Origin of the sequence: Enterococcus sp. AZ062, from assembly GCF_051715065.1 — a bacterium.
GTDB classification, from domain to species: Bacteria; Bacillota; Bacilli; order Lactobacillales; family Enterococcaceae; genus Enterococcus_B; species Enterococcus_B mundtii.
In genome coordinates this window covers 2,614,599-2,630,963 of the sequence record NZ_JBIOTB010000001.1, presented here as the reverse complement: position 1 = coordinate 2,630,963, position 16,365 = coordinate 2,614,599, and the positions used below count along the sequence as shown (strand labels likewise).

Here is a 16,365-nt window from a genome sequence, read left to right as displayed (position 1 = left end):
AATACAGATGAAAATAGACCGTTTTAATGAAAATCCATTGATTACACCAGAAGATATCAAACCGTTACACGACGGATATGAAGTGATTGGTGCATTCAATGGGGGAGTTGCTTACTATCAAGGGGAAGTCTTACTCTTATTGAGAATCGCAGAGCGACCAATCTCGGAAGATCCAAAGGTGATCAAAGCGCCTGTTTATGATCCAGCAACGCAAACGATGGAAATCTTATCTTTTGATCGTGAGGATGAAAATTATGATTTTGAAGATCCACGAATGATACGTAAAAAAGATCAGTTAGATCGTTTTGAATATTTGACTTCTTTGTCTTATATTCGGATTGCCCGGAGTAAAGATGGACATCATTTTACGATCGACGAAGATGCCTTTTTGTATCCGTTTAATGAATACCAAACGTACGGCATAGAAGATGCGCGTTGTACGCAAATTGGCGATACATACTACGTCAATTTTAGTTCTGTCTCACCGATGGGGGTCTGTGATTCTTTAGTTTCAACGAAAGATTTCAAGTCTTATCAAGATCTTGGCAATATATTTGCGCCAGAAAATAAAGATGTGTTGATTTTTCCAGAACAAATCAATGGGAAGTACTATGCGTTGCACCGTCCGTCGCTAAAAAGTATTGGAAATTATGATATCTGGATTGCGTCTTCACCAGATTTAGTGAGTTGGGGGAACCACCATCATCTGTTAGGTGTTCGAGAAAATACATGGGATAGCGGTCGGATCGGCGGCGGTCTAGTGCCTATCAAAACGGATCAAGGTTGGTTGATCATCTATCATGGCGCGACAGCACAGCATCGCTATTGTATGGGTGCCGCACTTTTAGATTTAGAAGATCCAACTAAAGTGATCGCGCGCAGTCATCAGCCAATCATGGAACCAGAAGCGGATTATGAAAAGAATGGTTTCTTTGGAGATGTGGTCTTTGGCTGTGGGGGAATACTTGATGGCGATCAGTTGACGATGTATTACGGTGTAGCAGATACATCAATGGCTGGTTGTACCCTTTCGATCAATGAGATTTTAGATCAAATGAAAGAAGAACGTCCATGAGCTGGCAACAAAAATATCAAGAATGGCTAAATGAAGGATCTTTAGAAGAAGCGATGAAAGAGCAATTAACGGCTCTTTCTGACCCGCAAGAAATCGAAGATCGCTTTTATCAGTACTTGTCCTTTGGCACAGGTGGGATGCGCGGGGAACTTGGAGTCGGTACGAATCGGCTGAACAGTTATACGATCAAACGAGTTGCTTTTGGTTTAGCTACTTATATTCGTGAAAAAAATGCCAGCCAACAAGGCGTAGTGATCGCATTTGATAACCGTCATGGCTCAAAGGAATTCGCTGAATGTACGGCGCGAGTATTAGCCAGTCAAGGGGTCAAGGTTTATTTATCTGATTGTTTACGTCCAACACCGCAGTTGTCGTTTCTTGTTCGCCATTATCAAGCGTATGCAGGAGTGATGATTACGGCTAGTCACAATCCAAAAGAATACAACGGATTTAAAGTTTATGGACCAGACGGTGGGCAGATCACTTTAGAAACAGCAGAGAGACTGACAGAACTTTTAGCGCATGGACCAAATGAGTTGTCGATTGAAGCAGACGCGTTGTCTGTTTATAGAGAGGCTCAGCTGATCCATCTCTTTGGCGAAGAAGTCGACACTCTTTATTTAGAACAGTTGACGTCAGTCATTCAAAATAAAGAAAACATCCGACGATTTGGCTCGCAGCTTAACATGATCTATACGCCGTTACATGGAGCTGGAAATATTCTTATGCAAAAAGCATTTGAGCAACTAGGATTTGCTAATTTCCACGTCATAAAAGAGCAAGCGGTGCCTGATCCAGATTTTTCAACAGTAGCTTCACCTAATCCAGAAGATAAAGAGGCTTTTGCGCTGGCATTAACAGAAGCAAAAAAACAGGAGGCACAGTTGATATTAGCTACGGACCCAGATGCAGATCGTTTAGGTGTCGTGGTTTTGAAAGACGGAGAACCAGTATTTCTTACAGGCAATCAAATCGGCGCCTTATTGCTGGACTACTTGATTCGAAGCAAACAACAAACCCAACAAGCGCTGACAAATTACTTTATAGCGAAAACGATCGTCACATCGGAACTAGGTGCAAGAATTGCTCAAACACATGGGATCGAAACTAGAAATACGTTGACTGGGTTCAAATTTATCGGGGAACAAATCCAACAAGCAGAAGAACAAAAAAGGAAAGATTTTTTGTTCGGGTACGAAGAAAGTTATGGCTATCTGATCGCACCTTTTGTTAGAGACAAAGATGCAATCCAAGCGGCGGTATTATTAGCAGAAGCTACGTTAGACCGTCATTTATCAGGGCAGGATTTGATCGATCGTTTACATGAACTTTATGAAGAATACGGCTACTATGAAGAACATTTGGAAACACAGATTTTTTCCGGAAAAGATGGAATCATCCAAATGAACCAACGACTGGATCGTCTGAGAGAACAATCATTTTCGCACTTAGGAGAGTTTGTGCTTTCCTGTACAGAAGATTACGCTACTTCACTAAGAACGACGCCAAATCAACAATCATCTACGATTGACCTACCCACTTCCAATGTCTTGAAGTATATATTCACAGATGGTTCATGGTTCTGTCTACGACCATCAGGTACAGAACCGAAGTTTAAGATTTATTATTCAGTGAAGGATAAATCTCAACCTTCTGCACAAGAGAAATTGCTTCGCTTGCAGAAGGAATTTCAGAAACTATTGGATAATTTATAAACAATACGAAAAGCCAAGCTAGACTTCTGAACGGAAGAGTCGCTTGGTTTTTTTTGTAGAAAGAATTAAGTGACTTTAAATATTCAAACATAACGTTGTTAGTATGGAAATCTAACATACATAAAAATTAATGGACAATTAGAGAAGAGGAAAGTTTTCTTATTGATTATAAATTGTTATCTAATGACTAGGCATTTACGCTCTGTTTATTATTTATTTTGTTATTATAAATCAGGAATAAATATGTATATATTTGTTTTTTTATCTTTTGTATTCAATGATATAAACAATTTTTTGAATAGTAATTCAAAGTGGATCGGTTTGTGAAGAATGATATCATTAATAACATATCTAATAACTTCAGCTAGACAGATGATTCGATTTGTCTAAAATCAGCGGGTATCTAATTCTTAATTTTGATTGACATAACAATCTATCGTTTTGTTCATAACGTTATGACGTGTGTGAATTGTAGATTCGGTTGGTTGAATAGGAGAGAATACAGCCTTTTACCTTTAAAATAAGTATTTATAATCATTTTATAGTTAGAAATTTCTGACTTTTTCTTTCTTTACGTAAATCATTGCACACTTTCTTTTACTAAAAAAAATTGGTATCAACGAGAAATGATTCGCTTAATAGGCAGTTTGATTTGTAGTTTTTTTATACATATATATAGGAAGAAAGTTCTTTTTCAAGAAAATAAAATAGCATATTAGTCATTAATCTCCTTCTTTTTTTCACTAAAATACTCGTATTATAGGCGTATATATATGGTGTGTGATTTTATATATGAGAAAATACTCATCTACAAACCCGTTTTCTTTGTGTTATTTAAACAACGATTATACAGTGGGGTGAAGGAGGTTATTTTAAAAATGAAAAAAGTGTATAGAGTTCCATTCAATTATTTAGCTGTTGTTATGTTGTTGGTAGCGAATCTGCTGCCTGTGACGAGTGTGTTTGCCGAAGGGGTGGCACCATCGAATGAGAATATATTCGACTCTCCAAGTTTATCGATCAAAGCAGATGCTGAAGCGAATACGGAGAACCAACAATTAGTGGATGTGACGTATGAAGTGACGAACAAAAGTGAGGCACCCATCAATCAGTTGATCATCCATCAAAAAAATGAAAACGATACACCTGTTAAATTTGATGAGCAAACACTAAAAAATAATCAGAAGTTAGTCGAATCAACCGATCCAATCGTTTCGTTTGAAAAGATGGAAAAAGCAGAAGGAACCCAATTACGAATTGCTACCCTTCAACCAAATGAAACAAGAAAACTTTCCATCACCGGGGAACAAACGAATCGATCCGTAGATCAATTAGCAGCTGAGATCAAACAATCAGAAAACAAATTAGGTGAGCTCAAGCTCAATTTTCCAAAAAAAGAACTTGCACCAACTAGCACTACCTCATCACCTATACAAGAATCTACCGCACAACCAGAATCATCGATACCCAGTCAACCAACCAAAGAAACAACATCAGAGTCAGAATCGACTGTGCCAACAGAAAAAACACAAACAGAAGAATCACAGTCAACAAGTGAAGAAGCAGAGGACCCCGACCCTGGATTACCTCAAGCACCTATGGCTCAAGGTCCTCGACTTGCGCCGACACCAGGACGAGGCTTCGAAAAGCCAATCTATAATAGTGTGCACAAAGGCGAACTTTTTTCTACAGGAAATACTAATCTAAAGATCCTTGATGAAAAAGAGTATCGAGCAAATATTTTCTTGAATACTAAAGCGCCTAGTAGTGGCTATTCGATCAATAACTTTGTTTTAGAATTTGCTGATGTAGATGGCGACCCGACAACATATAATTCTAGTCGCGCATATATCGATTTAGATGGTGCGAAAGAGATTGCATGGGCGGGGTTATTTTGGAGTTCTTCTCGTTATAAAGGCCCTACATTTGGCACAAATCTTTCGGATGAAGAAATCAGTGCACCAGTCAAATTTACTACGCCAAATGGCACATCACAAAGAGTTGCCCCTCAGTATTATCATCGAATTGACCAAGATAAAACTGATCCTGGACAATACTTTGGCTATAACAATACAGGCTTTTCAAATTATGCAGATGTGACATCGATCATTCAAGGAGATGGCAGTGGAACTGGTGGCTATACCTTAGCTGATATCCCTATGACAAAAGCGCTAAACCAGAAAGCTCAATACTATAATTTCAGTGGCTGGAGTCTATTTGTCGTAACAAAAGATCAAGCAAAACATTCTCGAGCATTCAATGTTTACTACGGTGCTAGAGGAAATAAAGCTGGGACAAATAATGAGTTTGTCATGAAAGATTTTATTACAGCCAAACAAGGAAAACTAGAACCTATTGTCACCTGGTTCACTGTACAAGGGGATAAATTGTTTACTGGTGACAATGCGCAAATCAAAAATAGTGCAGGAACTTTTGTCAATATCATCAACACGATCAACCCTGTAGGAAATGTGATGAATGCCACCGTTTCTGATAACGATCAACATATGGTTGACAAGTATCCTGGACAGTTCAATCCAGGACATCCCAACTTTTTGGATATCGATATCGATCGGCTTTCTCTACCAGAGGGGCTGATCAGTAATGGCCAAAATCAAATCAGTTTCAGAACGACTAGTATTGGCGATGACTTCTCTACGAATGCTGTCGGTTTCTCTGTCAATGCTGAGATTCCCGAGCTAGAGATCAATAAAGAAATCGTGAATCCTAAAGAGACCTACAAGATCGGAGAGACAGTCATCTATCGTGTGCACGTAAAAAATACAAAAGAAAATTCAGAAGCCGTCAATACGTTGTCTAAGGATGTCTTAGATAGCCGTTTGGATTATGTTCCTGGTTCTTTATCAGTCGTGAGTGGTCCCAATGCTGGTCAAAAAACTGATGCCTCTGGCGATGATCAAGCAGAATACACAGCAGCTAACCGAACAATGACTGTTCGTGTCGGTGAAGGCGCAAATGCTACAACAGGAGGCAGTTACAAAGGAACGACGACTGAAACAGTGTATGAATTCCAAGCGAAAATCAATGGTACAGCCGTTGCCGAGCAATTGATCCCCAATCGTGCAACTGTGCAAGGGACAGATGCAGCAACCAATACAGCACTTGAAAATCAATCGAATGTGGTTGAAGTAAAAGTAGAAAAAGAAGAGTTACCAGGAAAGATTGAAAGCACGAAAACGGTCAATAACCAATCGCCGAAGCTTGGTGAAGAAATCGACTATACGATCAACTTTAAGAATACGGTAGAAAATGGTGTGCTGAATCAAGTGACGATCACGGATAGCTTGCCTAAAGGCTTGACGTATGTCGAAAATAGTATCGCAAGTAGTGGCAATGATCCTAAACCAACATCAATGACTGTAGTGAATGGAAAAGTAACTGCTGTATATCCAAAAATCACTGATACAGCTACGCGATCAATCACTTTTAAAGTCCGAGTGAATGAAGAAGCGGTCGCAGGACAAGCGATCATCAATCAAGCCATCGTCGACGATGGCGTAAATCCGCCAATTGAACCAGAAGTTCCTGTAACACCTGTAGAAACACCAGGAGTATTGGAAAGCAATAAGTCTGTGAATGATCAGTCACCGAAACTAGGAGAAGAGATCGAATATCGTATCACTTTCCGCAATAAGATCACAAATGGTGTCTTGAAACAAGTAACGATCAAAGATACCTTACCAACAGGCTTGACCTATGTGGAAGGTAGTTTGACTAGCGAAGGGGATGATCCTCAACCGACTAATCTGACTGCTAAAGACGGTACGATCACCGCTGAATATGGCAAGATCAGTGATACGAAAACTCGTACGATCATCTTTAAAGTGAAAGTCAATGAAGAAGCGAAGGTCGGCGAACCGATCATTAATAAAGCAACCATCGATGATGGAACGAATCCGCCAGATGAACCGGAAACCCCAGTGACACCAGAAGAAACACCAGGAGTATTGGAAAGCAATAAATCGGTGAATGATCAATCACCGAAACTAGGAGACGAAATCGAATATCGTATCACTTTCCGCAATAAGATCACAAATGGTGTCTTGAAACAAGTAACGATCAAAGATACCTTGCCAAAAGGTTTGACCTATGTGGAAGGTAGTTTGACCAGCGAAGGGGACGATCCACAACCGACAACTCTGACTGCTAAAGACGGTACGATCACGGCCGAATATGGCAAGATCAGTGATACGAAAACTCGTACGATCATCTTTAAAGTGAAAGTCAATGAAGAAGCGAAGGTCGGCGAAACGATCGTCAATAGAGCGACCATTGATGACGGCACGAATCCGCCAGATGAACCGGAAACGCCAGTGACACCGGAAGAAACACCAGGAGTGTTAGAAAGTACAAAAACAGTGAATCATCAATCACCAAGAATCGGTGATGAAATCGAATATCGGATCACGTTCCGTAACAAGATCCAAAATGGTGTCTTGAAACAAGTAACGGTGACAGACAACTTGCCTAAGGGCTTGACGTATGTGGAAGATAGTTTGACCAGCGAAGGTGACGATCCACAACCGACGAAGTTAGTGATGGAAAATGGGAAATTGACAGCCGAGTATGGGACGATTTCTGATACAAAATCCCGTACGATCATGTTCAAAGTAAAAGTGAATGAAGAAGCAAAGGTTGGTGAACAAATCATCAATAAAGCAACGATCGATGATGGCACGAACCCACCAGATGAACCGGAAATACCTGTCACACCTGAAGAGACACCAGGAGAGTTAGAAAGTACGAAAACGGTCAACAATCAATCACCAAAAATTGGGGATGAGATCGAGTACCGCATCATGTTTCGTAATAAGATTCAAAATGGTGTCTTGAAGCAAGTAACGGTGACAGACAACTTGCCTAAAGGTTTGACGTATGTCGAAGGTAGCTTGAAAAGTGAAGGAAACGATCCAAAACCGACAAAATTAATAATGGAAAATGGAAAGTTGACAGCCGAGTATGGCTCAATCACTGATACCAGTACTCGTTCGATCGTCTTTAAAGTAACTGTCAACCAAGAAGCAAAAGCGGGTGAAACAATCGTCAACAAAGCCACAATCGACGATGGCACGAACCCACCAGACGAACCAGAAACGCCAGTCACACCAGTAGTGACACCTGGTCAATTAGAAGTAACAAAAACAGTTAACCATCAATCACCAAAAATCGGTGACGAAATCGAATACCGTATCAGCTTCCGTAATAAAGTAACCAATGGAGTCATCGACCAAGTAACGATTACCGATACGTTGCCTAAAGGCTTGACGTATGTCGAAGGCAGTTTGACGAATGAAGGTGCTGATCCGCAACCAACTAGCTTAGAGATAGAAAATGGGAAAATAACCGCTGAATATCGTAAGATCACTGATACTACTGTACGTTCACTTGTCTTTAAAGTGAAAGTCAATGAAGAAGCGAAGGTGGGCGAGCAGATCATCAATAAAGCAACGATCGATGATCATATCAATCCGCCAGACGAACCAGAAACACCAGTGACGCCAGTGGAAACACCGGGAGAGCTAGAAAGTACAAAATCAGTCAATCATCAATCACCAAAAATCGGTGAGGAAATCGAGTATCGTATCAACTTCCGCAATAAAGTCACTAATGGCGTATTGAATCAAGTGACAGTAACTGACAAGTTGCCTAAAGGTTTAACTTATGTGGAGGGTAGTTTGACAAGCGAAGGAGACGATCCACAGCCAATAAATCTGACAGCAAAAGATGGAACGATCCTCGCAGAATATGGCAAGATCAATGATACAAAAATTCGCTCGATCGTCTTTAAAGTGAAAGTCAATGAAGAAGCAAAAACAGGTGAAACGATCATTAATAAAGCAACGATCGATGATGGCACGAATCCGCCGGACGAACCAGAAACGCCAGTGACGCCAGTGGAAACCCCTGGTGTATTAGAAAGTACAAAAGTAGTGAATGATCAATCACCGAAGCTGGGCGATGAAATCGAATACCGTATCACCTTCCGTAATAAAGTGACGAATGGTGTCTTAAAACAAGTGACAGTGACGGATAATTTACCAAAAGGCTTGACGTATGTGGAAGGTAGCTTGATGAGTGAAGGGGATGACCCCCAACCAACAAGCTTGACTATGGAAAATGGCAAATTGGTTGCCGAATACACAGGGATTGCCGATACGAAAGTACGCTCGATCGTCTTTAAAGTCAAAGTCAACGAACAAGCAAAAGTCGGCGAAACGATCGTCAATAAAGCGAACATCGATGACCATATCAATCCGCCAGATGAACCAGAGATTCCAGTAACTCCAGAAGAAACACCGGGCGAACTGGAAACAACGAAAACGGTGAATAACCAATCGCCAAAACTTGGGGAAGAAATCGAATACCGCATCACCTTCCGCAATAAAGTGACGAATGGTGTCTTGAACCAAGTCACCGTAACGGATAACTTGCCTAGAGGCTTGACCTATGTCGAAGGTAGTTTGACGAGTGAAGGGGATGACCCCCAACCGACAAGTTTAGACTACAAAGACGGTACGATCGCCGCAGAATATGGCAAGATCAGCGACACAAAAGTACGCTCGATCGTCTTTAAAGTGAAAGTCAACGAAGAAGCGAAAGTCGGCGAAACGATCATCAATAAAGCGAACATCGATGATCATATCAATCCGCCAGATGAACCAGAGATTCCAGTAACTCCAGAAGAAACACCGGGCAAACTGGAAACAACGAAAACGGTGAATAACCAATCGCCAAAACTTGGGGAAGAACTCGAATACCGCATCACCTTCCGCAATAAAGTGACGAATGGTGTCTTGAACCAAGTCACCGTAACGGATAACTTGCCTAGAGGCTTGACCTATGTCGAAGGTAGTTTGACGAGTGAAGGGGATGACCCCCAACCGACAAGTTTAGACTACAAAGACGGTACGATCACCGCAGAATATGGCAAGATCAGCGACACAAAAGTACGCTCGATCGTCTTTAAAGTCAAAGTCAACGAACAAGCGAAAGTCGGCGAACAAATCATCAATAAAGCCACCATCGATGATGGCACGAATCCGCCAGACGAACCAGAGATTCCAGTAACTCCAGAAGAAACACCGGGCGAACTGGAAACAACGAAAACAGTGAATCATCAATCACCAAAACTTGGGGAAGAAATTGAATACCGTATCACGTTCCGTAATAAAGTGACAAATGGTGTCTTGAACCAAGTGACAGTAACGGATAACTTGCCTAAAGGCTTGACCTATGTTGAAGGCAGTCTGACAAGCGAGGGAGACCAGCCGCAACCAACAAGTCTAACCTACAAAGACGGTACGATCACTGCCGAATATGGCAAGATCAGCGATACAAAAGCTCGCTCAATCGTCTTTAAAGTGAAAGTGAACAAAGACGCCGTATCAGGGAAAGAAATCTTGAACATTGCCACAGTGGATGACCATGTGACACCACCAGATAAACCAGAAGTACCAGTGGTTCCTGAAGATCCAGATCAACCCAAAGTTCCAGATGGTAAACTGGTAAGTGAGAAAACTGTTAATCAAAAAACAGTAAAAATCGGAGAGGAACTTGAATACCGGATTAGTTTCCACAATACGGTAGAGCATGGTATCTTGAATCAAGTGACTGTCACCGATAAGTTACCGAAAGGTTTGACGTATATTGAAGACAGTTTGACAAGTGAAGGCGACGAGCCACAGCCGACAAGTGTAACCTACAAAGACGGTACGATCACCGCTGAATATGGAAAAATCAGCGACACAAAAGTTCGTACGATCGTCTTTAAAGTAAAAGTGAATAAAGAAGCGGTGGCAGGGAAAGAAATCTTGAACATTGCTACAGTGGATGACCATGTGACACCACCAAGTGAACCAGAAGTACCAGTCATTCCGGAAAATCCAGATAAACCAGAAGTTCCAGTCGTTCCTAATCAACCGAATAAGCCAGACGTACCAGTTGTACCAGAAAAAGAAGTACCTAACCGACCAGAGCCTAGAAAACCTGCTCCAAAGGAAAAGGAAGCAAGAAAGTCATTTCTTCCTAAAACAGGCGAAGCAGTTTCTTATACGCTGATCGCTTTAGGTGGTATCCTAGTAGTAATCGTATTGGTCGTGGCAGTAAAGAAAAGAAAACAATGATTCGCCAGAACGTAAAAAACTGAATAACTGAACTGTATTTAATTTGTAGCAACCTTAATTCAGATGATTGGTTACTCTATCTTTTTTTCGATAGCAAATTTAGCAGAGACCGTCCTCCAAATAGGTGAATAGCAATATTTGGAGGGCTGTTTTTATAGATTATTTGATACTACTTGATTTAAAAAAAATGGGGAAAAATTACTGTCAAGTTCAAAAATTGCACTAAATTATGAAAAAATATGGACTGCTTAATCCTTCTTATTCCTGTTAAAATAAACTATAATAAAGTAAAAGTCTGTCGTATTATCTCAGTGTTTGCTAGATATTTTCACTTAACGTTAGTTATTAGTAGTGGATCAAAGCACAAATATGAGATAAATAATTGTTATTACTTTATAAAAATTATTATTTTTTTAACAAAAAATTCATAACTAACATGTATCTTAATAATAACTAAAGAAAAGGATGTAAGAAAATTGAAAAAAAAGTCTACGTATAAATTAGTTTCATTTGTATTTCTTTCACAAATGTTACTAACTACGCCTTTACAAGTATTAGCAGATGAACAAGTTTTTTCTGCGGATCAACCAGTAACAGCGGAAGCACAAACAGAAACAACGACGGATTCGTCTGATACTACAGGTGAAGGTAACACAACAGATACAACAACGGATGGTTCAGAGGAAACAACGCCACCGTCTACTGGTGATTCAAGTGAACCAACCACACCTGACACTTCAGAACCGACGGAGCCAAGCACACCGGAAGAGACAAAACCAACAGAGCCAACGAAACCAACAGAACCGACGAAGCCGACAGAGCCAACACAGCCGAGTCAGCCACAAAAACCAACGTCACCATCAACTGGCGGTTCTACTGGAGAAACACAACCAACTACACCACAGCCGAGTCAGCCGACACAACCAGTGACACCACCCGCTGCACCTGTGGCACCAACGCCTGCTCCTGCAGCGTCAGTTGCTCAAGAGGTACGTCAACCTTCTGCAACTACACCGATCCAAGATCTTGTACCATCAAGTCAAGAAACGGATGAAGGATCGATCCATTTTGAAAAAGATGAATCAGTTGAGAGCTTCATTCGCAAAATCGGTGAATCTTCTCGAGAAATCGGGCAAGAACATGATTTATACGCATCAGTAATGATCGCCCAAGCGATTTTAGAATCAGCTAGTGGACAAAGCCAGTTGGCGCAAGCGCCTAACTACAATCTTTTTGGGATCAAAGGTACACACGAGGGCAATGGCGTGACATTTGCCACACAAGAAGATGCTGGTGATGGTACATTATATACGATCCAAGCAACATTCAGAAAATATGCCAACTATGAAGAAAGTCTTGAAGACTATGCTAAATTAATGACTGAAGGCTTGACTGGAAATAGCGAGTTCTATTCAGGTGCTTGGAAATCCAATGCAGAAACTTATAAAGAAGCAACAGAATTTTTAACAGGTCGTTACGCAACAGATACAAGATATAACGAAAAACTAAATGGTCTGATCGAAACTTATGATTTAGAACAATATGACAAAGAAGTTGCCGGACCTGAAGTGAATAAAGAAGGATATATCGTGCCCTTAAGAAATTATACGATTTCTAGCCCATTTGGTCCTCGTGGTGGTGAATTCCACCGTGGATTAGATTTTGCAGCACCTCAAGGGGAGCCAATCTATGCTAGTAAAGCAGGTACTGTGATCAAAGCAGAATTCCATCCTTCATGGGGAAATTATGTTGCCATTGAACATGAAGATGGCACAACAGCGCTTTATGCTCATCAACAAGAATACGTCGTGAAAGTTGATGATGAAGTTGAACAAGGACAAATCATTGGGTTTGTCGGTTCTACTGGTAATAGTACAGGCAGCCATCTGCATTTTGAGATCAGTCGTGACAACAGCTTATCTCAAGCGCAATTGATTGATCCTGAACAAGTATTGTTTGGCAGATAAGAACTAAAAAACAAACGTTTTAGATTAAATTTTTACAAAGAAAAGATATTGATAGATTCAACAAGGTAAGCCTTTGATTGTCTTACGTTGCTTGAGTTTTAGATATCTTTTCTTTTTTTTTCGTCTTCCTATTTTTTAAATCAATCAAGGAAACTTTATGGTATTTTTTGAGTTCTGAATTTCAAACCCGTATACTTTTATGTGTAACAGAGGAGAGGAGGATCGATTTTAGTTCGAAATGTATACGCTTTCTTTGTATCTGTTGGAGTGCTGGAAAGAGAATGTCTTTGGCGACAGTAGAATCCTAGAATGCTGTCAATCGTAGGTTGCTGTGGTGATAAAAGAAATGGGGAGACGAATGTTAGAGCAGACGTTTTTAGTAAATAATAAAGAAACTAGCGTAACGCAAGCACCAGGTCCTAAAGTCCCGGTAGATGAAGTGATTATGGAGGATTTTACACAAGATCGCGGCTGGACACTAACAAATGCAGAAATAACTTACAGCTCTGTTGGTGCTAATATCACATTGACTGATACAACTGCCCGTTTAGCAAAAGTATTTACTCATTCTATTTGGCAATACTCTGACTTGATGGTCCATATCCGTTCGATCACAGAAGGATTGACTTGGGCATTGTCTGTTCAAGACATGGAGAATGAAAGACAAGAGATCGTATTACAAGGGGAATCCTCAGCAGCAAATAGTCTTTTTCTGGAAAAGTTCAATTATTCAATCAAAGGGATTGCAGGGGCAGAAGCATTATCTAATTGGAATGACCAAACTGTCATTGAAAAAACGTTCATGCTTATTTTTACCTTTAAAGGAAATGTGGGAGAAGCAATTGAGCTAGGAACAATTATTAGAAGTCAACCAAGTTACGAAATCCCTTTAGCGTTGCCATCTCAAGTGACGGGAATAGTTGGAGGCGTTGATTTTGGAGGAGACCCAACAATCAATGTCGATGAGTTGAAAAATGACGATCCAGTAAATTCAACGAGTATGAAAGAACATCGTAACCTGACCTTGCCATTTAGTCGTTTGGTGACGAATCCGGAATACAACTTTGATAATCAAGCAATCACACCGGTAGAAACGTCTCTCGATCTGCGATTTGGTGCTTATTACGGCATTCGTGGAAACGCAAATAAGACAACGATGAACGGTGTGAATATCAGGGAAAAGAAATCTGGGTTTCAAGATTCGTCATTGAATTCCCTGTTGAGTATTGATGGGATACAAGTGAGTGCTGAAAGTTTACGGTCTGCTTGGTATCCTCATAAAATCGTTCTATCGGGCGAGGTAACAAATCTTGGTCAAATTTCAACAACCGATTTCTTTATCGATGAATCAACACTTGGACGAATGCTTACGTTAACAGAGGTTTCTGGTGAATTTTTTGAGATTGAAATAAGAGATTCAACAACTTCAACCACCGACTATCAAACGAATAATTTAAGGTGTACATGGGAATCTTCCAATCAAGTCGTCGTAAAAAATGATACACAATTTGCTGATTGGCATCAGAATTTATTCCATACAGCGATCAAAGTAGTTGCGTTAACAGAAAGTGGACAAATCGATACGGCTGCAACTGCACAAATCATTCCGCCCAACTTTGTGGATGGTCGCGGAAAATACCAAATACCGTCAACAATTTCCTCCATTGCGTTAGTGATCGGTTATGCTACAAGGGAGGAAGGTGTATCGACGGCGATTACACGAGCGTTGCGTGGTGTGGGGATTGGAACGGATGCGTTGTCGATCCATGAATACTATACAGCACGAAAAACGTATTGGGACCAGTTGTTAGCGAGTGTGCCAGTTCCGCAAACATGGAGCGTTTCTGATACATCGGTCTATCACAATGAGGTAGTGACAACAGAAAATCATCGATTACTTTATTATGCCGGTTGGACCCATTTGATAGGGAATATTCTTGCGCCGACTGAGGAAACTGGCTATGCATACACGCAACAATCTCTTGGAAAACCGAGTAGACAGTGTGCGGGAGCTGCGATGACACCTGCGAACAATTGTTGGGAAGGATTACTGCAAATTCAAGACTTGATGTATATCAATCCGTCGATTGCTTGGAGTGGAATGGAAGGCTTCATGTCAATGATCGATGCTAATGGATTTCTTTCTGGTGAGGTTTTACCTGTTCGAATGGCACAAACAATCTGGATGATCCATTCAGTTTCACCAGATTTAGCTAGGCTCGCAGCAATGTATCCTGCATTGAAACGTCATTTGGATTGGAAATTCGATAATCCAAGATGGGTGTATGAGACAATCAATGTGAAAAATGAAATTGATTCTGAATTCATGATTTCTGTACTGTATGACACGAAGTTCATGATAGAGATATGTCAGGAATTAGGTGGAGAATATACAGCAGAAGTTGCTTATTGGGAAGGACGCCAGAAAGAAAATCTTGCGAATTATGCAGAGTGGATGTTTTGTGATCCGATGTCGCATGAAGCGTTATATTCTTATCCACAAAATAGCACAAATAGTGAAACGAATAGAAAAGTCCTTCGCAATGGTGCAAATCTTCCTGATGCCAACTATCAACGTGGTATTTGGCAATATATTTTTCTTGGATGTGTGGACATTGATCCTGAGAATATGGATGAACGCAAATTCATCCATGGAGACAATGGACATCTCTCTGATCCACCAGTGACAAGGGATACGACCGATTTGCCACAAATGATTGGTAGTGGGCTTGTTTTATCTGATTTACCTACATTACAAGCAACTCAATTGACTCAGTTTGTGATGGATATTATTGATCCTTCCTTGGCATTGTGTGGCTTTCCGGTATTAAAGTGGGCGCCTAGCTCTCTATTGACTTATGGTGTGATCAATCGCGGGTTCTATGATGAAGCGAAAGTATTGATTGGAAGTTCCATTGTACGTAGTATTGAGATTTGGCAGTTTTGCGAAAATTATTTTTGGAATGCTGCAGGACCTAAAGGAACATACCCAACTTCCTTTGGGGCTAGTCAAATCATTGATAATACGTGGATGATGAACGGAATGATCAATGATGGGAGTGGAGTTCGTGAAATTTCCAATTGGCAAACAGGGCAGAATAAGCCAACGAATGGTTTTATAGAAATAACAACGGATCAATCAATTGATCTAAATGACCCTGAAGGTACACTCGATCGTTTAGAGCTACCAACAGAAATCCGTCAAACATACGAACTTGTCAATAGCTTGGGAGAACCGTATCAAATCGACAAAATTGCCGCTGTGATTTGGGATGCGCGTTCATTACAAGAAGAAAGTACCAATAGCTATACGATTACAGGCGAAACAGAAGCGCATAATCCAGTTCAAGCACATATCACGACTACATCGTTGTGAAAGTGAGCATGACTGAAGCTACTGGTGACCGTTTCCAAAAAAAGAGAAACTCGTCTCAACGAAAAACATACGCTGCTTCAAATATATG

Annotated in this window: 5 protein-coding genes; all 5 read left to right on the top strand. The window is 40.6% G+C overall.

The features are described 5' to 3' along the window. The first annotated feature begins 7 nt into the window (after positions 1 to 7). The 5 genes from IGJ00_RS12330 (at position 8) to IGJ00_RS12310 (ending at position 16,277) form a co-directional block, all read left to right on the top strand. Positions 8 to 1,075, top strand: a complete 1,068-nt coding sequence (locus IGJ00_RS12330; protein ID WP_195475730.1) for a BtaManbiosPhlase — start codon at positions 8 to 10, stop codon at positions 1,073 to 1,075. Beyond that, entirely contained in the window at positions 1,072 to 2,790 is a 1,719-nt protein-coding gene (locus IGJ00_RS12325; protein ID WP_438844471.1) for a phospho-sugar mutase, read from the top strand. Before IGJ00_RS12330 ends, IGJ00_RS12325 begins: the two co-directional genes overlap by 4 nt. 878 nt (positions 2,791 to 3,668) lie before the next feature. Beyond that, the gene (locus tag IGJ00_RS12320; protein ID WP_438844470.1) at positions 3,669 to 10,934 is read left to right on the top strand and encodes an isopeptide-forming domain-containing fimbrial protein; all 7,266 of its coding nucleotides are present in this window, start codon (positions 3,669 to 3,671) and stop codon (positions 10,932 to 10,934) included. 476 nt (positions 10,935 to 11,410) lie between these two features. Beyond that, entirely contained in the window at positions 11,411 to 12,901 is a 1,491-nt protein-coding gene (locus IGJ00_RS12315; RefSeq protein ID WP_071867226.1) for a peptidoglycan DD-metalloendopeptidase family protein, read from the top strand. A 346-nt stretch (positions 12,902 to 13,247) separates the two neighbouring features. Continuing rightward, complete coding sequence (locus tag IGJ00_RS12310) at positions 13,248 to 16,277, top strand: hypothetical protein (RefSeq protein WP_438844469.1); 3,030 nt, start codon at positions 13,248 to 13,250, stop codon at positions 16,275 to 16,277. Positions 16,278 to 16,365 lie beyond the last annotated feature (88 nt).

Coding starts and splice junctions, on each gene's coding strand:
- IGJ00_RS12330 (WP_195475730.1), top strand. CDS start 8: ATGAAAATAGACCGTTTTAATGAAAATCCATTGATTACACCAGAAGAT.
- IGJ00_RS12325 (WP_438844471.1), top strand. CDS start 1,072: ATGAGCTGGCAACAAAAATATCAAGAATGGCTAAATGAAGGATCTTTA.
- IGJ00_RS12320 (WP_438844470.1), top strand. CDS start 3,669: ATGAAAAAAGTGTATAGAGTTCCATTCAATTATTTAGCTGTTGTTATG.
- IGJ00_RS12310 (WP_438844469.1), top strand. CDS start 13,248: ATGGGGAGACGAATGTTAGAGCAGACGTTTTTAGTAAATAATAAAGAA.